Genomic DNA, 19,000 nt, shown 5'->3' with positions numbered 1-19,000 from the left:
GATCCACAACGGTATGTGACACCCCCGCCCCCTCAGGGGTGGGCGATGACGATGAGCGTGGACGCCCGGGCTTCGACGCATGCCATCACCTTGCGCATGGTCACGGGATCCAACGCCCCAAAAGCCTCGTCGAGCACCACGACCCGGGCCCGCTGAAGCAGCGCCCGCGCCACGAAGACCCGGCTCTGCTCTCCGTGCGAGAGCTGCCAGCCGCGCTCGCCCACCAGCTCCATCAATCCAGAGGGCATGCGTGCGAGCAGCTCCCCCAGCCCGAGCTCCTCACAGAGTTCCTTCGCGGTGTTCAGGTCGTCGGGAGTGGGAGGCCACGTGCGTCCCAGCAACAGGTTCATCGCCAGCGTGCCGGACACCACGTGGTTCTCGTGGAACTGGGGAGCACCCGCGATCTGCGCGCCCCACCCGTCCCGCGTCCAGGTGGCCATGTCCAGGCCGCCCAGCAGCAGCAGCCCCGAGCCCTGTCCTCGCAGGCCCGTCAGGATGGAAGCGAACGTGGACTTGCCCGAACCCGAGGGCCCTTCGAGCAGCACGCGCTCACCGGCGCGCACGGCCAGCGAGGCCCGTTCGATGACGGCCCGGGGAGCCCCCGTGTGCTTGAAGACCAGGTCTCGCACCTCGAGCAGCGCCTGGGACTCCGGGGGAGCCGCCTCGGGAGGCAGGGGAGCGGCCACGCCACCGGTGGCGTTGGAGTTGGAGCTCCGGGCGGCCTCCAGGATGGGACGCACGCTGCGGAACAGTACGCGCGCACCGGAGACGGCCAGGACGCCCACGGACAAGGAGCCCACGGCCCGGGCCGCCAGCAGCGCGGCGCCCACGCCCACGGCGATCCTCGCCGTCGAGGCCCCCGAGAGCACGGCGGGGAGCGTCGCGATGATCGCCACCGGGAGCAATCCCCGCCTGGCGAGCGCCGACACCCGGGCCGTGGCCCCATCCAGGTGCTCGGAGGCCTCGGCGTAGTGAGCCAGTTCCTGGTCCTCCGCCTCGTGCCACCGCTCCGGCCGCTCCTGAGCGAGCCGCGTCCGGTGCCCGAGCATGCGCTCGATGAGGGCATGCGTCATGGAGATCCGCGCCCCCGTCCACGCGCGGAAACGCACCGCCTGGCGCACGACGAGCACCGCCAGCACGCCGCAAAAGCCACCCAGCGCCACCAGCCCGTACCAACCCGCGGGGCCCGTCACCATCACGCTCGCCGCCAGCACCAGGTCGACCACCGCCAGCAGGCTGGCGAAACCGCCCGTCAGCACCAACTGCTCCAGCCCCGCGCTCTCGAAGGTCCTCCCCACGAACTCGCCGATGCCACCGCGGCGGGACACGTCCACGGGCAGCGCGAGCGCTCCCGCCAGCAACTGCCTGCGCATCAGCGCGGAGAGTTGCATCGCCAGGGAGCCCTGCACCCAGGCCAGCGCCGCCTGGAGCGGCACCAGCGTCAACCCCATGAGGGCCCAGGCCCAGAGCCACCCCGGGTCCAATTGCCCCTCGAACGCGCCCCGGCCGATCAACCACCAACTGGAGAGCACACACACCTGGACGAGCGCCGCCGCCACGAAGAGCAACAGCAGCCGCCGTCCGGCCTTCAACTCCCGCAGGTGATGGCGCATGCCGGCGCCCGGGGGCAACCGGAGCGTGCGCGCGGCGAAGAGGTAGATGTTGGCGAGCTGCGCTCCCAGCAGCGCCTTCCGGGCCAGGGCCCGATGGGGCTCCTCCAGTCCGGTCTGCTTCAGGACATGATCGACCACGGGGCCATGGATGTGCTCGACGCGCGCCTGCGCGGCGTCGGTCAGTGAGGAGAGCGGAACCTCGTGCACCGTCTCATCCGGGGCGATGACCCGAGCCCTCTGACCCGAGGACGACACGCGGAGCAGCGCGACCACGCGGGCCCCCGTCATCTCCACGAGCGCCGGGGCCGCGCGGCCCAGGGCCTGCTCGACCTCTCCGTGGCGCGTGTAGTGCGGCTGAAGCTCGAGCCCCAACGCCTGGGCCACTCCGTCCATCCACTCGCCGATGCGGCTCTGCTCCGCGGGCACCGCGCGCGAGAGGGTGGGCAACGGGTTGGGCAGTGGCATCCGCGCCGCTCTCGCCAACGCCTCCATGGCCTCGCCCGCGCGCTCCAACGGCCAGGCCACCCTTTCCAGATCACTCGCCATGTACCCGCTCCTTCCCACGCCGCTCGGTGAGCACGCCCTGCGCCAGGACGAGCCGCCTCCATCCATCCCGGCCGGACAGCTCGCGTTGGATCGACGCCTCCTCGTCCAGCAGGGCGCGGTAGTGCGAGTCCTCGCGCGCCGCGAGCGTCCGGGGCGCGTCGTCCTCCACGAGCTGTCCGTCCTGGATGACCAGCACGCGGTCGAACGAGAGCGTCTCGGCGATGTCGTGCATGATGCACAGCACCGTGGCTCCCTCGAACGCCCGCCGCGCCCGCTCCAGCAGCGCCGTGCGGCGGTCCCGCTCCAGCCCGCGGAAGGGCTCGTCGAAGATGACCAGCCGCACCCCGGGCCGGAGCAGCGCCCGGGCCAGACGTACCCGCTGCCCCTCGCCCCCCGACAGCAAGCCGCCGCCCTCGCCCAGCCGCGTCTGGAGCCCATCGGGCAGCTTGTCGAGCAGCTCGACGAGGTCCGCCTGGTGCAGTGCCTGTCCCACGCGGGGCAGCACCTCGGCCGGGTCGGCACCATAGGTGAGGTTGTCCACGAGCGGCTTGTTCCAGAGCGACACCTCCGGCTCCAACCACGCCGTCTCCCGCCGCAGCCGCCACAGGGCCTCGCCCTCCAGTGGCTCGCCATCCACCTCCACGTGTCCACCGGACGGCCGGTGCCAGCCCAGGAGGAGGCCCACCAGCGAGGACTTTCCCGCGCCCGAGGGCCCCACGATGGCGATGTGCTCACCGGGCCGGACCGAGAGGTTGATGCCGTGCAGGAGCGTGTGGCCCGCGGCCCTCACGTCCACCTGACGCAGGGAGAAGGCCACGCCCCGAGCCGCCTCCGCCGGCCGCTCCGTCCGGGGCCGCGTGGCCAGCGCGACGGACTTGTCCACCTCGTCCGGAGCGAGCAGCGGCTCCATGAGGCGGGCGGTGAGCGACGACGCGGCGGGGTACTGGCGCAGCCCCTCGGCGATCTGCCGGCCCAGCGACACCAGGGCGAGAGCCCAGTAGACGAGCAGCAGCACCGCGCCGGGCGGCAGCCCTCGCGAGAGCGCATGCATGACGATGCCCACCGAGCCTCCGGTGGCGGCGAACGAGGCGAACGTCTCGGCGGTGATGCCCCGGCGCAGCAGGGTCCGGGCGGCGGAGATGAACTCGTGAAGCGGCTCCTCCTGGGCGCGGCGGAGCGTGGGCCCGGCCCGGTGGGCCCGCAGCGCCACGGACCCACGCAAGGCATCGAGGTAGTAGCCCGAGAGCACCCCGTCGAAGTCGCGCATCCGTCGGTCGGCATCGAGCAACGAGCGCTGCGCGAGCAGGGGGACTGCGACCGCCATGCCTCCCGCGAGGACGATCAACGGAGAGGTTCGCGGTGCCAGCCACATCAACCCCGCGAGCGTCACGAGCAGCTCGGCGGTGGCGCGAAGCAGCGTGACGGCGAGGGTCGGCACGGAGCGCACCTGGTGGATGCCATGACAGCGCTGCGCCATGTCCGAGACGAGCCGGCTGCGGAAGTAGCGGTCTCCCAGGCGCGGAATCTTGTCGAGGAACGAGAGCCGGAGACGCAGCTCCAGCCGCCGGCCCAGGTGGAGCGTCCCGAGTGACAGCGGCAGCTCGAGCAGGAGCAGCACGCCCAGCAAGGCGATCAGCGTCACGACGCCAGCGAGGCGCTGCTCCGAGTTGGTGAGATACCGCCCCGCGTCGATGACCCCACGCAGCAGGAGGGCCTCCAGGAAGCCGCCCACCGCGGCGGAGACACCGATGGCGGCGAGCACCGCGGGCGCGAGCATCCCATCCCGGCGCAGCAGGCCCACCAGCTCGCGCAACGGATGGGTGGGAGCCTCGCGCAAGGCGGCATCGAGCTCGGGAGGCAGCGGCGGGTCATCCTTGCCGCGCTCTCCGCGCAGCCCACTGACCTTGACGCACACGGCGCCACGCATGGTGAGCTGCTCGGCGTCCGGCCGTCCCAGGGCCGTCCAGTAGGTGAAGGGGATGAGCTCCTGGGCACGGCCCTCGTCCAGGGCGATGCGCACCTCGCGCAGGAGGTGTTCGAGGAACGCCACCGCGGTCTCGCCCCGCTGCACGCCGCCGCCCTCCACGAGCGTCCGCACCAGGCGCGCCGTCGCATCCAGGCAGGCGATGCTCTTCCAGGTGGGGTCCGCGAGGGCCTCGGCGATCAACCGCTCCGCGCGGGGCCCGCCGACGATCGACGACAACCCGCGGCGCAGTCCACCGAGAAGCTCGTCCGTGGCGGCCCACTCGCGGAACCCCTCGGCGGACACGGGCATCGCGTGGATGAAGAGCTGGTCCATCAGCTCGGTCACGGACATCCACCGCCGCCCCCGGGCCGGATCCATGACCTGGACGAAGGGGCCCCACTTCTTCCAGACCACCAGGAAGTGCAGGCTGCCATTCGGGAGGCTCACCACCACGATGGCTGGCAGGGCTCGGGTCTCGTCGAGGAACAGATGGTCCCGGGGGAGCATGGACTGCTCCGCTGCCAACCCCAGCGTGACGGCCAGCTCCTCGATGACGTCGATGGAGGTGCCGTCGACATCGGTCTGGCAGGCCTCGCGGAGCCGGCCGTAGCTGATGGGCACGCCGAAGCCATCGAGCAGGGACTTGAGGGCCGCGGGGCCGCAGTCCATGGCCGATGTCTGGATGACTTCCGGAATGAGGAGACGTGGTGTACCCGCCATGGTTTCAGCTCCCGCCCTTCGGCCGCGAGGCCGTCGGCTGCTCGGCCCGGTCCGGCCCATCGAGCCCCTGCCCCATGGAGCGGAGCACGAGCCGCAGGGGCGTGGCCTCGCCCACCTCGACCTCGATGGTGCCCGGCAGGCCATGCTCGAGTGGGATGCCCCTCGGCAGCTCATCCACCGACAGCTCGACGCGTACCAGGCCGTCGCGCGCCTCACTGGCCACCGCCACCACCGAGGACTCGATCATTCCGAACTCCGTCCAGGAGAATCCCCCCAGCCGCATGCGCGCCCTTTGGCCCGCGCGGATGCGCCCCAGCGCCTCGGGGGAGAACTGCGCGACGATGCGAACGGGCCCGCCCGCGACGACCGTGGCGATGGGGTCCCCCTCCTCGAGCTGCGCACCCACTCGCACGGAGCGCGTCTCGCCGAGGATGCCCTCCGCTGGCGCTCGAATCACCCGGCGCTCCAGCTCATCGCGCAGGCGCTCCAGGGTGGCGCGCGCGACACGCTCCTCCGACTCGAGCCGGGCAATCTCCCCGCGCAACGAGGCGAGGCGGGTGCGCCGGTCGGTGGACTGTATGGTGCCCTCGGACCGTACCCGCGTCAGGGTGGCCCGGGCGGCCTGCTCGGCGGCCTGGGAGCGCTCCAGCTCCGTGCGGACCCGGTTCCACTCCATCTCGCTCACCACGCCCCGCTCGAAGAGTCGCTCGAAGCTGGCCGCTTCCTTCTGGGCCCGGCGCGTCACCACCCTGGCATCGGTGAGCCGGGCCCGCGCCTCCGCCACCCCCGCGACTCGCTGCCCCTTCTGCTCCACCAGCCCTTGTTGCTCGGCCTCCAGCTCCGCGCGAGCGGCCTCCAGTTGCGGCCCCAGTCCTTGAAGCGCGGCCTCCGCCTCCGCCACCTGGCGCTCCTGCTCGTCATGCGCCAGCTCGACGAGGACATCTCCCGCGTGCACGGAGCGGTGGAGCTCCACCTGCGTTCCCACCACCCGCCCATCCACGGGGGCGTCGATCGCATACACCTCGCGATGGAGCTCCAGCCGCGCCTGAACGCTGCGCTCGTACACGGTGACTCGCGCATGGAAGAACCAGATGCCCCAGACCGCGATCAGCCCCACCGGCAGCAGCCAGAGCGCCGGCTTGCCTCGCCGTCGCAGCAGCGTCCGCCATGTGCGTGGGAACAAGCCTTCAACGTTCATGGAGAACCCCGCGGAGGGCTCTCATGAGCTCCCCCCCACCCTCGTGCTTGATTGAGCAGTCCGATCGGCACCGCGAGGATGGAGCCCCCACCGCCGGGTTCGTGAGAGACGCCCCCGCTCGTGACGGGGCAGCCCGCTCGGACTCCAGGCGGGCCAGACGGCGGAAACAGTCATCACAAGGTCGAGGCCCCGGGCTCACTCCACACGAGGAGCACCCGCATGAATCAGGAAGCCATGTCGCTGGAGTCCCCACTGGAGCAGGAGCCAGAGCGGGAAGCCGTGCCGTTGGATCCGCACGAGATGTTGTACGTGCCCCTGCGGCGCCGCTTCACGAGCGAGTACGTGACCAACGAAGAGGGCGGGAAGGAGCTGCTCATCCACTTCGGCTACAACGAGGTGTCCTTCGATGAGCCGGACCTGTTCGCCTTCGGGGAGACGCTGATCCAACAGGACCAGTTCATGGCGGGCAGCGCCACGGCGTGGAGCACGGGGGAGCCCTACGCCTGGGAGCGCGTGAAGCGGCTGCTCGAGGCCCTGTTGGCCGAGGAGTTCCTCACGCGCGAGCCCCCGGGGAAACCGCCCACCGAGAGTGAGTTCCATCGGAGGTTGATGGAGAGCGAGGCACAGCGGGACGCTCCCACCGAGCCGCTGTGGTGGAACCCGGATTGCCCCCAGGTCATGGAGCGGCTGACGGGACGGCCGCTGGAGCTGGGCTATCTGGAGACGGTGCTCTCGGTGCATCGCGTCGCCCACCCGGCGCTGGATGCGGAGGGGCGCCACGTGGGGGAGATGAACGTCTTCCCCGACGCCATGCGCATGAAGATTCCGACGGAGTGGCGCATGTGCCAGTACCCGGGCAGCCGCTATCGCAACGAGGCGCTGATGAACATGACGGCGCTCAAGGCGATGACGCGGTACTGGAAGCCGATGATGCAGGGGCTGCTCGATGTCCGAGAGGAGTTCCTGCGGCGCTACCCGCTGCTCCCGGACGGGCGCTGGCGGATGGGAGACCTCCACGCCCTGGCCTGCGACGTGCTGGCGCTGCCCACCCTGTTGCTGATGCGAGGGAACGCGCCCGTGCCCAACGGCACGCTGGAGCCGGTGCTGTCCTCCATCTTCCGGGTAACGGACGGCGTGAGGATGGTGCTGGCCTATCTGCTGTTCCTCCCGGAGCGGCCGATGCCGTACGACACCCCCATCACCCCGGCCGAGCTGTACCGCTTCGTCGAGTACGGGAACTTCTTCGTCTCGGGCCGGGGTGTCTGCGCGGGTCCCCAGCCCATGGTGGATGAGCTCTTCGCGACGCTGATGGAGGGCAAGCCCGTGACGGGTGCGCCTCCCGCGGTGCCGGAGTGGAACGCGGACATCCCCGCGGCGGTGGACTACGGGCAGCTCGGGCTCCAGCTCTATGCGCTCCAGTTCAATCTCTGGAGCTACATGTGCCGCGCCTACGAGGTGATTCGCGAGGCCCTGCTCCCGGTGGAGGACGAGCCGGGGAGCGTCCTGAGCCGGCTGCGCGAGCGTATCGAGCGGGACTGGGACACCCTCCTGCCCACCCGCCTGGAGCAGGCGGCGCAGCGGGACTGGGCCGAGGCCCGTTACATCGAGATGTTCGACCGGGCCCAGCGCGGCATGCGGGGATTCCGGGAGGACACGCTGGTCCGCCTGCGGGACGTGTTCACGCCCGCGAGGGACGGGATGGATGCGAGGACCCGCACGCTGCTCCGGGAGCTGCTCCACGCGCGCGCGGGCGCATTGTCAGGGACCCGGAGAGACGTCCTCGACACCGTGGCGGACGCCATCGCCGAATTCCTGGCCATCGAGCGGCCAGTGCTCCGGGCACTGGACGGTGTCCAACGCCAGGTCAATGCGTTGCTCCAGCGGCCCCACCCGGAGCGGAAGCTCACCAGCGAGGACCTCGCGCTCCAGCACCGCCTGCGCGTGGGCACCTTCGGCGTGCTGCCCTACCTGATGGACGTATTCCGGGAGGAAATGGGCATCGCCATCGAGACCACGGAGGCCACCACGCACTGCTCCTTCGTGGGGAATTGAAGTCACAAACGCCGTTTCGGCCACTCATTCCATGTGAAAGGCATCACTCACACGGAGCGAACACATGAAGATCAAGACGACGATTCGTGGTGGTCTGTTGTCCACCGTCCGGACGGGTCCCATCATCGGCCGCGGCTGCGGTGGTGGCGGTGGATTCCCCATCCTCCAGCTCGCGAAGACCGTCGTGGTGGAGTAGGCCCCGGACAGCCACGCCCGATTCCAGTCGCCACCAGGCGGAACACCGTCTGGTGGCGGCTGTGTCTTTCGAATGGGAGCAACGGCTCAGGAGCGGCCGAAGACGATCTTCTCGTCGCTCAACAGCCGGGAGATGGCCGCCAGGCACGCCGCCGCCAGCGCCACGCATCCCACCGTGCTCAGCACGAACGGCAGCATGCCCAACGGCTCGCCGCGCATCAGCTCCGAGACCAGCAGCTCCTGGCCCAGCACCGGCACCATGAACATCCACGTCTGGCTCTCGATGGGAGACAGCGCCAGCATCATGCCCGGAATCATGGGCAGCATCATGAGCAGTTGGAGGTACGTCTGCGCCTCCTTGAACGAGCGGGCGAACGTCGCCACCAGCATCTGCATCGCCGACGCGAGCAGGGACAGGGGCAGCACCGCGCCCACCATGCCCGCCGCGGCCACCGCGTCCAGGCTCACCTTCACGCCCAGGTCCTGCAGCGGCACCCGCTTGGCCACCAGCACGAACGCCACCGCCACCACCACCACCATGGTGCAGGAGAACACCGTGGTGGCCAGCCACTTGCCCACCACCAGCGTCCCGCGCTGCACCGGGTTGAGCAGCAGCGGCTCCAGCGAGCCGCGCTCCCGTTCGCCCGCCATGGTGTCGATGGCCACGTTCAACCCGCCCATGAAGCAGGAGATGACCAGGAAGAGCGGAATCATGTTGAGGATGCTCGCCGCCAGCCGCTCCGGCGTGGCCAGGTCCACCTCCTCCACCCGTACCGGCGAGGCCAGCTCCGGCGCCACGCCGCGCGCCATCAGCCGCTGGGTGCCCAGCACTCCCGCGTACTGGCTCAGCAGCGACTGCGCCCGCCGGATGGTGAAGCGCGCCTTGTTGCGCGAGTTGTCCATCACCAGCTGCACCTTCGCCGAGCGTCCCGCCGAGAAGTCCTTCCCGTAGTCCTCGGGGATGATGAGCACCGCGTCCAGCGTGCCCGCCTGGATGCGGGACTCGTAATCGGCCGGAGCGTCGGACAGCTGCACGCCGTAGCGCTCCAGGAACGCCATCAGGCTCGGCGCGTGGGCCCGCCCCACCACGGGCAGCTCCAGCGGCTTGTCCTGCCGGTTCCACGAGGCCAGCACCGTGAACATCACCGCGAAGAGGATGGGCCCCATCAGCGAGCCGCCCAGCACGCTCGACACCGAGCGCCGGTCGCGCAGATGGTCCCTCATCTCCTTGCGGAAGACCGCCGTCAGGAGCGTCTTCACTGCATCAACCCCTGGTCACTGCCGATGACCGTCACGAAAGCCTCCTCCAGGCTGTCCTTCCCCGTGCGCGTGCGCAGCTCGTCCGGGGTTCCATCCGCCACCACCCGCCCCTTCGCCACCACCACGATGCGGTCACACAACGCCGCCACTTCCTGCATCACGTGGCTGGAGAACACCACGCAGTGCCCTTGCTCCTTCAACCGGCGGATGAGCGTGCGCACCGCGCGCGTGCTCATCACGTCCAGGCCGTTGGTGGGCTCGTCCAGCAGCACGTTGCGAGGCCCGTGCACCAGCGCCCTCGCCAGCGCCACCTTCATGCGCTCGCCCTGGCTGAAGCCCTCGGTGCGCCGGTGCTCTATCTCCTTCATGTCCAGCAGCTCCACCAGCTCGCCGATGCGCTTGTCCAGCGTGGCGCCCGACAGGCCGTGCAGCGAGCCCGCGTATTCGATGTGCTCGCGGGCCGTCAGGCGCGGGTAGAGGCCTCGCGCGTCCGGCAGCACGCCGATGGACCGGCGCACCTCCAGCGGCTGGTCCGCCACCTCCAGCCCGTCCACCTTCGCGCTGCCCCTGTCCGGGCGGATGAGCGTGTAGAGCATCCGCAGCGTGGTCGTCTTGCCCGCGCCGTTGGGCCCGAGCAGTCCCGTCACCACGCCGTCCTCGGCGCGGAAGCTCACGTCCTCCACCGCCGTCACCGCGCCGAAGCGCTTGTGCAGGTTCGTCACTTCGATCATGTCAGGGCACCGGGCCAGCGAAGGAGGTGAAGAAGGGGGGACGCTTGAGGCCCTCGCCGCACTTCGACTCGAGCCCCTCCACGCTTCCGCGGTTCACGAAGTCCGCCATCAGCGTGCGGGCGCACCCGATGGAGCTCGTCCCGTGTCCCACGCCGGGCAGCGTCACGTGCAGGCTGTGCGTCAGCGTCTTCTTCGCGTCGTCGCCCCACGAGGGCGGCGTCACCGGATCCAACTCTCCGGAGAGCAGCAGCACCGGCGCGTCCGACTTCACCGGCTCGCGGTAGTCCTTGGGCAGCTCTCCCTTCGGCCAGAAGGCGCAGGGCTTCAGCATGGTGCTCACCCCCACCTCGCCCAGCCACGTGTCCTTCGACTCGCGGGAGATGGCCTCGGAGGTGATGTGGGGCGCATCCTCCGCGCACACCACCGAGAGGAACATCCCCTGGCTCATGTTGCCGGAGATGCCGCTGCTCATGCCGTGGTGGATGGCGACGAGCGGCCGCCAGTCCCCCTGCGTGGCCCGGTCCAGCACCAGCGGCACCAGCGACGCCGCCTCGGGCATGTAGAGCAGCCCGCGCAGTATCCCGGTGAAGCCTTCCCGGGTGAGGGTGAGCTCCTCGGGCACGCCGGTGAGCGGGTGCTCCACCTTCGTGTGCACCGGGGCCTGTTGCAGTTGCGCCAGCAGCGCCTCGAAGCGGCCCCGCAGGTCCGGGTAGCGCTTCTTGCACTCGGCGTCCTGCTCGCAGTGGGTGAAGAGGAGCTCCAGGGCACGCTGGCCGTCCCGCGCGACGTAGAGGGGCAGCAGCAGCGACATGGGCGCCACGCCCTCGAGGATGGCCGTGCGCACGTGCTCCGGGTGCTGGCGCATGTACACCAGCGCGGCTCGCGTGCCGTAGGAGACGCCGTACAGGTTCAGCTTCTGGTAGCCGAGCGCCTCGCGCACCTCGTCCAGGTCGTCCATGGCGACGGGCGTGGTGTAGTGCCGCACGTCCGCGTCGTAGCCCGCCAGGCACTTGCGGAAGTCCTCCTCGCGGTAGGTGCTGTCGAACTGTTGGGCCAGCGGCGCATCGGGAGGCACCGGCTCACACGCGAGCGGCCGCGAGTCTCCGGTTCCCCGCTGGTCCACGAAGAGCAGGTCCCGGTTGCGCTGGATGCGCTCCAGCACGGGCACCATGTGTCCGGCCAGCTTCGCGGCGCCCTGTCCGGGGCCTCCGGCCAGCAGCACCAGCGGGTCCGGCTCCGGCGACGCCGCGAGCGCCGGCACCACCACCACCTTCAGCGGCACCTTCCGCCCCTTCTTCGCGGCGCGGTCCTCCCACACCTCGTGGGTGCCACACAGGGCCTGCCGTCCCACGCCCTCCAGCCTGCAGGGCTCGAGGACCACCTTGCGCGCGGGCTCCGCACCCGCACTCCGGGTACAGGCGGGCAGGGACAACAGGGCACACAGGAGGGCGGGTAGGAGTCGGGAACCAGGTTCTCGCATTCTCACGGCGCCAGACTTACCACTCCTCCCGGGCCCCCTGCATGTCGCACGGAGAGTGGCGGCCCGCTCCACGAGCCGGTTTGAATGGCTCGGCGGCTCGTCCGTCCGCTGACATGCTCATGACCATGAACCTGAAGAACCGACCCCTCCTCCTCGTCGCCACCCTCGGCCTCGTCCTGCTCGCTGGCTGCGCCTCGATGCAGAAGATGCTGAAGAACGCCTTCCAGAAGCCCCGCCTCACCTTCAAGACGGCGCGGCTGTCCAAGGCCTCGCTCTCCGACGCCACCGTGGACCTCGTCTATCAGCTCGACAACCCCAACCCGCTGGGGCTGTCCCTGGCCTCCATCGACTACGCCTTCTTCGTCGAGGACAAGCAGGTGGTGGCGGGCACTCCCCCCAAGGGCCTCAACATCGCGGCCAAGGGCAAGTCCGAGCTCACCTTCCCCGCCAACGTGAAGTTCGCGGACATCGCCCCGGTGGTGACCACGTTCCTCAACAAGGACAGCGCCCGCTACAAGGCCCAGGGCAGCATCGGCATCCAGACGCCCATCGGCGTGCTGAAGTTCCCCCTGGAGCACGAGGGCGTCTTCGAGATCCCCAAGATTCCCCAGGTGCAGTTCGAGGCTCCGCGCATCTCCAACGTCACCCTGCAGGGCGCCACGGTGGAGTTCCCCCTCACGGTGAAGAACCGCAACACCTTCCCGCTCCCGGTGGCCGGCATCAGCGGTGGCCTGAAGGTGGCCGGCGCCAGTGTGGGCAACCTCAACACCGGTGACCTGGGCATGCTGGAGCCCGGCGGCACGAAGCAGATCACCCTCCCCCTCACCATCAACTTCCTGAGCGCGGCCAATGCGGCCAACGCGCTGCGCTCGGGAGGCAACGCGCAGGTGAAGTGGGATGGCAAGCTGGTATCGGGTGGCCAGAACGTGCCCCTGGACGTCTCCCAACTCCTGAATTTCCGGCGTTAGCGGGGTGGGCGAGGGGGCGGACGGGCGGACGAGCCATTGAAGGTTGTCCCCCGGCACGTCAGCCGTTACGGTTGCGCGGCATTCTTCCGGACCCCCCATGCGCCGAATCCTCTTCAAGTCGAAGATCCACCGAGCGACCGTCACCCAGGCCGACCTGGATTACGAGGGCTCGGTCACCATCGACAGCCACCTGCTGCGTGCCGCCGACATCCTGCCCTTCGAGAAGGTGGCGGTGTGGAACGTGACGCAGGGCACGCGGCTGGAGACGTACGCGCTGGAGGGTGAGGCGGGCAGCGGCGTCATCTGCATCAATGGCGCCGCGGCGCACCTCAACAAGCCGGGGGACCTGGTCATCCTGGCCACCTTCGCCGAGGTGGAGGAGCACGAGGCGCGCCACTGGAAGCCCACGGTCGTCTTCGTGGACGAGAAGAACCGCATCGTGCCCGGGCGGACGGAGGAGATTCCGGGCCCGGCACGCCGCATCGCCTGAACGGCGCTGGACGCTCGGCGTCTCCCACCGCTTTACGCTCCGGCGCGGGCTTGCCATGCTCGTGCGTCCATGACGGGCGGTATGGCCGCCCCGGAGGCGAGCAAGCGATGAAGTGGACCTGGGCATGCGGAGGCCTGCTGTGGGTGCTGGCGGGCTGTATCACCGACAAGGAAGCCTTCCGGCCCAACCCCAATGACGAGGATCCGCTCGTGGGAGCGATCCCCCTGGTGCGCTCGCCGGTGAAGGACCGGTGCGAGCAGCACGGGCGCTCGTCGGTGCGGGGCAACTGTGACGAGGCGAAGTACCTGGCCACCGAGTACACGCGCCGGCTGTCGGTGGGTGACGAGGTCTGCCTGGAGGGTGGCTATGGTGACGAGCCGGGCGCGGGGTGCAAGGCGCGGGCGGCGATCATCGACACGGCGCCCAACCGGGTGAAGCTCGAGGTGCGGACGGCGAAGCCGGACTCGCGCTGGTTCAACGCGGAGATGCGTCACGCCTGGTACGAAGAGGGCGCGTTGGTGGACCTTTACCTCGCCGAGCGGGGTTACTGAGGGGAGGAGAGACGGAATGGCCTTCTATGACCCCATCGCGGACAAGGTGAAGCAGCTGACGCCCGCGGAGCTGAAGAAGCTGGCGGACACGAAGCTGTCGGACCTGGTGCAGCAGGAGGTGCCCCGGGCGCGCAAGCGGGTGTTGGAGCTGGAGCAGCGCTATCCCTCGGCGGGGGTACGCGAGCGGGCGCAGCGCCTCATCGACGAGAAGAAGCACGTGGCGAGCATGACGGGCGGGGTGTTCGGGGCGTTCGGGCTGCTGGGGCTGCCGGCGGACCTGACGGTGATGGCGTGGTTGCAGCTGGTGCTGCTGGTGGACCTGGCCACGCTGTACAAGGTGAACCTGAAGAGCGAGCGGGCGCGCAACGAGCTGTTGGACCTGTACGGGTACTCGACGGGAGTGGGACCGGTGCAGCGCTCGGGGCCGAGGGTGTTGGGGAAGGTGGCCGAGGTGCTGTTGAAGAAGGGGGGCCTGCAGACGTTGGGGCGGGCGATGCCGTTCGTGGCGGCGCCGGTGACGGCGTACCTGAACAACCAGCACATCCAGAAGGTGGGAGACCACGCGGTGCGCTTCTACGAGGGATTCGACAAGGCGCACGCGAAGACGAAGGCGGCCTCGCGCAAGGCGGGCTGAGACCACTCGCCGATGAGCGACCGCGCCCCACAAATCTGTCCGAGCACGGGGGCATACCTGCGCCCCTACTTCGAGTCGTTGCTCGCGAAGGCGGTGTCGGACGCGAACCTGGCGCGGATGCCGCTGACGTTGCTCTGGGTGGACGTGGACGAGACGCAGGAGGGCAACGACGCGCACGGCCGTGAGGCGATGGACGCGGCGCTGAGCGGGTTGGTGGACGAGCTCGCGGCGGAACTGGACGGACGGGGGCCGATTGGCCGGATGGAGGGGGATGCCTTCGCGGCGAGCCTCTACGCGGTTGCGCCGTACGTGGGAGAGAGACTGGCGGAGGGATTGCGCCGGCGGCTCGCGGACAAGGGGTTCCGCTCGCAGACAGGCGGCTTCCACATCACGGTGTCGGTGGGAGTCGCGGGGCTGAAGCCTGGAGAGCCCTACGGCAACCTGTTGGACGCGGCGGAGGCGGCGTGCGTCCAGGCGAAGCAAGCGGGACGGAACCGGGTGGTGGTGCGCTAATACTCCCTCTCCCCTCGGGAGAGGGTGGGGGTGAGGGTGCCTGGGCCCGTTCTTCAACCCGTGACCCACGGCGTGGACAGTGGGTTCAACCCGGCATCCGTGGCACCCTCACCCCGTCCCTCTCCCGGAGGGCGAGGGGAAATGGGCGCGAGTCAGCCCATGTGCCCAGCGGCCCACTGCGTCCCTCACTCGATACCGAACGCCTTCATCCGGGCCTTGAGCGTGTTGACCGCGATGCCCAGTTCCTGGGCGGCTCGGGTCTTGTTGCCCTGATGCTTCGCCAATGCCTCCCGGAGCTCCTCCGCGGTCAGGTCCGCGGGCCGCTTGCGCAACGCGGTCGCTGGCACCTCCAAGGTCACCCGGGCCATAGGCGCGGAACCCTCGCCCTCGAAGCCCACCTGCCGTTGCAGCAGATAGGTCTTCACCGCCTCCAGCGTGATGACGGTCCTCCGGTGCTCAATCCCTTCCAATGACCGCAGTGCCACCTCACGGGCCACCACCGTCCTCACCGTCGACTCCAGCTCGCGGATCTGCCCCGGCCAGTTCGCCTTCTGCAGATAGGCGATGGCATCGCTGGTGAGCTCGGCGTCGTACTGCTGCTCCACCTTCAGCCGGTGCAGGAAGGTCTCCACCAGGCTCGGGATGTCCTCGCGCCGTTCCTCGAGCGTGGGGAGGATGATGACATCCCCCGTGGCGAGCCGCTGCGTGAGGTCCGGCCGCAGTCCGGTCTGCTGGAGCGCCACCTTGGAGGCGGAGATGAGCCGGAAGCGCGGCGGGGGCTCGCGGAAGTCCGCGGGAGCCCCCAGCGGCGCGAAGTTGCCCGTGCCCTCCAGCACGTCCACCAGGAAGTCCTGCGCGAGGCGCGGCAGGAACTCCACCTCATCCAGGAAGAGCGTGCCGCGGTTGGCGCTGTAGAGCTTGCCCACCCGCGCGTAGGACGCATCCGTGAACGCGCCCTTCACGTGTCCGAGCAGCTCGCTGGTGAGCGCGTTGATGTCCTGGGGCAGCCGGCCGCAGTTGAGGATGACGAAGTTGCCCTCGAGCCGGCCGCGGCTGTGGATCTCCCGCGCGATATAGGTCTTCCCCGTGCCCGACTTCCCCAGCAGGAACACCGGGAGCTGATGCCGGGCACAGACGTTGATGGCGCGCTCGAGCCGGACCGTCTCGGGCGATTGCCCCTGCTGCGAGCGCGAGCCCGCCACCAGTCCGTGCGGCACCTCCTCCAGGAGGATGATGCGGCTCCTGCCATTGCCCAGCAGCACCACGTCCCCGGCCTCCAGCACCTGGTCCCTCGAGGCGCGGATCTCCTGGAAGTGTCTGCGCTCGTCGCCCTCCACCTGGGCGTCGCTGCGGCCCAGGAAGCTGTGGTTGCGCGAGTTGAGATCCCGGTACACCCAGCGGTGGTCCTCGCGGAACGACAGCCGCCCGTGCTGCCGCGACACCGCGTCGTGCGGAAAGACGACCGTGGACTCGGGCGCCCGCCCGAAGACGTACGAGCGATCCGGGTACAGCGGGACGAGCAGATCCTCGGTGCCCTCGCGCTGGACCCGCAGGGCCCGCGGCTCGCGGTAGGGCGCCTGCTCCACCTCCTGCTCGGGAGCCGATGGCCCCAACGTCCTCAACCGGCCATCACTCGTGCTGGCCAGGTCCGACGCGGAGTCCGGGATCGCCCGGATGGAGACGCTGGTCTTCTCCAGCGAGGGGCCGTTCGGCGATCCACCCTGCGCCTCCTCCTGCTCCCCACCCTGCCCCTCTCCACGCCTCTCCCGGGTCGTCATACGGCCCCCCTTCGGCTGATTGCCATCAGAGTTGATAGCAGCTTTGACGACCCCATGCCGACGGGTCCCCCCATCCCCCGCGGCGACAGGGCGCAAGTCCTTGAAACGACTCGGAATCCGTCCTCGCGCGAGGCCCGGCACGGGCCGTGCTCAGCAAGGGCCCCATCCACCCGGAGGGCACATCATGTTCGTCATCACTGTCGGGCGTGTCGGAACGAGTGACAGGCACACGGGGACCCTGGCCTCACGCGAGGTCAGCATCGGCCGCGCGGCGGAGAACGACCTGGTGCTCGAGGACGAGCTCGTCTCGCGCGTGCACTGCCGGCTGGTGGCCGTCGAGGGCGGGGCCGTGGTGATGGACGAGGGCTCGAGCAATGGCACCTGGCTCAATGGCGAGCCCCTCACCCACCCCACGTTCATCTCCTTCCACGACGAGCTCGTCGTGGGCCACTGCGTGCTGCGCGTCCAGTCCCTCGTGGGCCGCTGCACCACCGGGCGGACACACCTCCACGCGGAGCCCCTCCCGCCGGCCCGGCCCGCGCACCGGGAGCCCTTCCTCGATTGGGCCCACCTCCAGCGGCTGCCGGTCCTGTTGCCCCGCTTCGTTACTCGATGCCGAGCGCCTTCATCCGCGCCTTGAGGGTGTTGAGCGCGACGCGCAGCTCCACGGAGGCCCGCGTCTTGTTGCCCTCGTGCTTCTCCAGGGCGCGCCGGATGTCCTCGCCCGTCAGGTCGCTCGGGCGCTTGCGCACGGAGGCGAGCCCTTCCTTCGAGGGCCGCTTTTCCTCCTGCGCGGGCTCGGAGAGCGGGCCTCCGAAGCCCAGCTCCCGCTGCTGCAGGTAGCTCCTCACCGACTCCAGCGTGACGAGCGTCCGGTGGCGCGCGAGTCCCTCCAGCTCCTGCTGCGCCGCCTCGCGGGCCACCACCGTGCGCACCGTCGACTCCAGCTCGCGAATCTGTCCCGGCCAGCGCGCCTTCTGCAGGAAGGCGATGGCCTCGCGGGTGAGCTCGGCGTCGTACTGCTGCTCCACCCGCAGCCGGTGCAGGAAGATCTCCACCAGGTGGGGAATGTCCTCGTGCCGTTCCTCGAGCGTGGGGAGGATGATGAAGTCCCCCGTGGCGAGCCGCTGCGTGAGGTCCGGCCGCAGCGCCGTCTGCCGCAGCGGCACCTTGGAGGCGGAGATGAGCCGGAAGCGCGGCGGGGGCTCGCGGAAGTCCGCGGGGGCGCCCAGCGGCGCGAGGCTGCCCGTGCCCTCCAGCACGTCCACGAGGAAGTCCTGCGCGAGGCTGGAGAGGAACTCCACCTCGTCCAGGAAGAGCGTGCCCCCGTTGGCGCTGTAGAGCTTGCCCACGCGCGAGAGCGACGCACCGGTGTACGCGCCCTTCACGTGCCCGAGCAGCTCGCTGGTGAGCGCGTTGGTGTCCTGCGGCAGCCGGCCACAGTTGAGGATGACGAAGTTGCCCTCCACACCGCTGCGGCTGTGGATCTCCCGCGCGATGAACGTCTTGCCCGTGCCCGACTTGCCCAGCAGGAACACCGGCAGGTGGTGGCGGGCACAGCGCTCGATGGAGCGCTCCAGTTGCATCGTGACGGAGGACACCTGCTTCCTCGGACGGGGACCGGCCTCCACCTCTGGCGGCACCTCCGCCAGCAGGGTGATGCGGCTCTTGCCATTGCCCAGCAGCACCACGTCCCCGGCCTCGAGCACCTGGTCGCGCGAGGGGCCCACCCGCTGGAAGTGCAGGCGGGGGTCCACCACGCCCTGCTCCTCCTGGCGCCCGAGAAAACTCCCATTCTTCGAGTTGAGCTCCCGGTACACCCAGCGCTGGTCCTCGCGGAAGGACAGCCGCCCGTGCTGCCGCGACACCGCGTCATTCGGGAAGACGACGGTGGACTCGGGCGCCCGCCCGAAGACGTACGAGCGGTCCGGGTACAGCGGCACCGTCAGATCCTCGACCCCCTCGCGCTGCACGAGCAGCGCCCGGGGCTCCCGATAGGGCACCTCCCACTCCCGAGGCTCCTCCGCGCCGTCCTCCCGGACCTGGGGCTCGCGCATCAACCGCTCGTTGCGGGTGTCGACGTCGGACTCCTCGTCCTGTCGACGCGTCGACGGAATCGCCTGCCAGGTCCTGCTGCGCGAGGGCCGGCCCGGGGTGGGGGGCGACTCGCCATCACCACTCGTCATCAGCCCTCCCGTGCGACATCACTGTCACGATTGATAGCAGTTTTGACAGGCACCGGGGGGCGACTCGGGGTATAGGGGGCGCCGTCGGGCCCCGAAAGGCCCGGATGTACGGGGTAGTC

16 protein-coding genes are annotated in these 19,000 nt (G+C 69.9%); 8 read left to right on the top strand and 8 right to left on the bottom strand.

The genetic code is table 11. The annotated features are described in order from the left end of the window. Positions 1–32 precede the first annotated feature (32 nt). From Q664_RS46885 to Q664_RS62500, 3 genes are read right to left on the bottom strand one after another with little or no spacing between them, the layout of a single operon-like run. Complete coding sequence (locus Q664_RS46885; RefSeq protein ID WP_052519575.1) at positions 33–2,159, bottom strand: ATP-binding cassette domain-containing protein; 2,127 nt, start codon at positions 2,157–2,159, stop codon at positions 33–35. After that, positions 2,149–4,845, bottom strand: coding sequence for an ATP-binding cassette domain-containing protein (locus Q664_RS46880; RefSeq protein ID WP_160174655.1), 2,697 nt, complete (start codon positions 4,843–4,845; stop codon positions 2,149–2,151). The genes Q664_RS46885 and Q664_RS46880 overlap by 11 nt, the downstream gene beginning before the upstream one ends. A gap of 4 nt (positions 4,846–4,849) precedes the next feature. Next, a complete protein-coding gene (locus tag Q664_RS62500) occupies positions 4,850–6,043 on the bottom strand; it encodes an HlyD family secretion protein (protein WP_052519573.1) in 1,194 nt (397 codons plus the stop codon). A 219-nt stretch (positions 6,044–6,262) separates the two neighbouring features. On the opposite strand from Q664_RS62500, the gene Q664_RS46870 reads away from it, so the two are divergent. Together Q664_RS46870 and Q664_RS62495 are read left to right on the top strand one after the other, a co-directional pair. Beyond that, positions 6,263–8,095 carry a hypothetical protein gene (locus Q664_RS46870; protein WP_043412446.1) on the top strand — a complete coding sequence of 611 codons (1,833 nt, stop codon included), beginning with the start codon at positions 6,263–6,265 and terminating at the stop codon, positions 8,093–8,095. A 64-nt stretch (positions 8,096–8,159) separates the two neighbouring features. Continuing rightward, positions 8,160–8,291, top strand: a complete 132-nt coding sequence (locus Q664_RS62495; RefSeq protein ID WP_268811462.1) for a hypothetical protein — start codon at positions 8,160–8,162, stop codon at positions 8,289–8,291. Between the two features lie 86 nt (positions 8,292–8,377). Here the strand turns inward: Q664_RS62495 and Q664_RS46865 are convergent, their stop codons facing one another. From Q664_RS46865 to Q664_RS46855, 3 genes are read right to left on the bottom strand one after another with little or no spacing between them, the layout of a single operon-like run. Further along, a complete protein-coding gene (locus tag Q664_RS46865; protein ID WP_043412444.1) occupies positions 8,378–9,550 on the bottom strand; it encodes an ABC transporter permease in 1,173 nt (390 codons plus the stop codon). Continuing rightward, positions 9,547–10,281 (bottom strand): ABC transporter ATP-binding protein, encoded by a 735-nt coding sequence (locus tag Q664_RS46860; RefSeq protein WP_043412441.1) that lies wholly within the window; start codon positions 10,279–10,281, stop codon positions 9,547–9,549. The genes Q664_RS46865 and Q664_RS46860 overlap by 4 nt, the downstream gene beginning before the upstream one ends. A 1-nt stretch (position 10,282) precedes the next feature. Further along, positions 10,283–11,761: an alpha/beta hydrolase gene (locus Q664_RS46855; RefSeq protein ID WP_052519572.1), complete on the bottom strand. Its 1,479-nt coding sequence runs from the start codon at positions 11,759–11,761 to the stop codon at positions 10,283–10,285. A 125-nt stretch (positions 11,762–11,886) separates the two neighbouring features. Between Q664_RS46855 and Q664_RS46850 the strand changes: the two genes are divergently transcribed. The 5 genes from Q664_RS46850 (at position 11,887) to Q664_RS46830 (ending at position 14,917) form a co-directional block, all read left to right on the top strand. Then, the gene (locus tag Q664_RS46850) at positions 11,887–12,729 is read left to right on the top strand and encodes an LEA/WHy family protein (protein ID WP_043412654.1); all 843 of its coding nucleotides are present in this window, start codon (positions 11,887–11,889) and stop codon (positions 12,727–12,729) included. Positions 12,730–12,826: 97 nt separating this feature from the next. Continuing rightward, the gene (gene panD / locus Q664_RS46845) at positions 12,827–13,219 is read left to right on the top strand and encodes an aspartate 1-decarboxylase (RefSeq protein ID WP_043412439.1); all 393 of its coding nucleotides are present in this window, start codon (positions 12,827–12,829) and stop codon (positions 13,217–13,219) included. A gap of 107 nt (positions 13,220–13,326) precedes the next feature. Next, positions 13,327–13,770: a hypothetical protein gene (locus Q664_RS46840; RefSeq protein ID WP_043412437.1), complete on the top strand. Its 444-nt coding sequence runs from the start codon at positions 13,327–13,329 to the stop codon at positions 13,768–13,770. Between the two features lie 16 nt (positions 13,771–13,786). Further along, positions 13,787–14,404 carry an EcsC family protein gene (locus tag Q664_RS46835; protein ID WP_043412435.1) on the top strand — a complete coding sequence of 206 codons (618 nt, stop codon included), beginning with the start codon at positions 13,787–13,789 and terminating at the stop codon, positions 14,402–14,404. A 12-nt stretch (positions 14,405–14,416) separates the two neighbouring features. Then, a complete protein-coding gene (locus Q664_RS46830; RefSeq protein ID WP_052519571.1) occupies positions 14,417–14,917 on the top strand; it encodes a GGDEF domain-containing protein in 501 nt (166 codons plus the stop codon). Between the two features lie 185 nt (positions 14,918–15,102). Here Q664_RS46830 and Q664_RS55830 read toward each other — a convergent pair whose 3' ends face one another. Further along, positions 15,103–16,695 (bottom strand): sigma-54-dependent Fis family transcriptional regulator, encoded by a 1,593-nt coding sequence (locus tag Q664_RS55830; protein ID WP_084610930.1) that lies wholly within the window; start codon positions 16,693–16,695, stop codon positions 15,103–15,105. A 184-nt stretch (positions 16,696–16,879) separates the two neighbouring features. Here Q664_RS55830 and Q664_RS53700 point away from each other — a divergent pair, with 184 nt between their 5' ends. Next, on the top strand, positions 16,880–17,335 hold the full coding sequence (locus tag Q664_RS53700; protein ID WP_052519570.1) for an FHA domain-containing protein: 456 nt from the start codon (positions 16,880–16,882) through the stop codon (positions 17,333–17,335). Here Q664_RS53700 and Q664_RS46815 read toward each other — a convergent pair. Next, complete coding sequence (locus Q664_RS46815; RefSeq protein ID WP_235217154.1) at positions 17,301–18,881, bottom strand: sigma-54-dependent Fis family transcriptional regulator; 1,581 nt, start codon at positions 18,879–18,881, stop codon at positions 17,301–17,303. The two genes, Q664_RS53700 and Q664_RS46815, sit on opposite strands and share 35 nt — an antisense overlap. Positions 18,882–19,000: the final 119 nt, after the last annotated feature.

The sequence above is a fragment of the Archangium violaceum Cb vi76 genome (genome assembly GCF_000733295.1).
GTDB lineage: Bacteria > Myxococcota > Myxococcia > Myxococcales > Myxococcaceae > Archangium > Archangium violaceum.
Note: the sequence above shows the minus strand (reverse complement) of the source record. Positions and strands in the feature narration are given on the sequence as shown.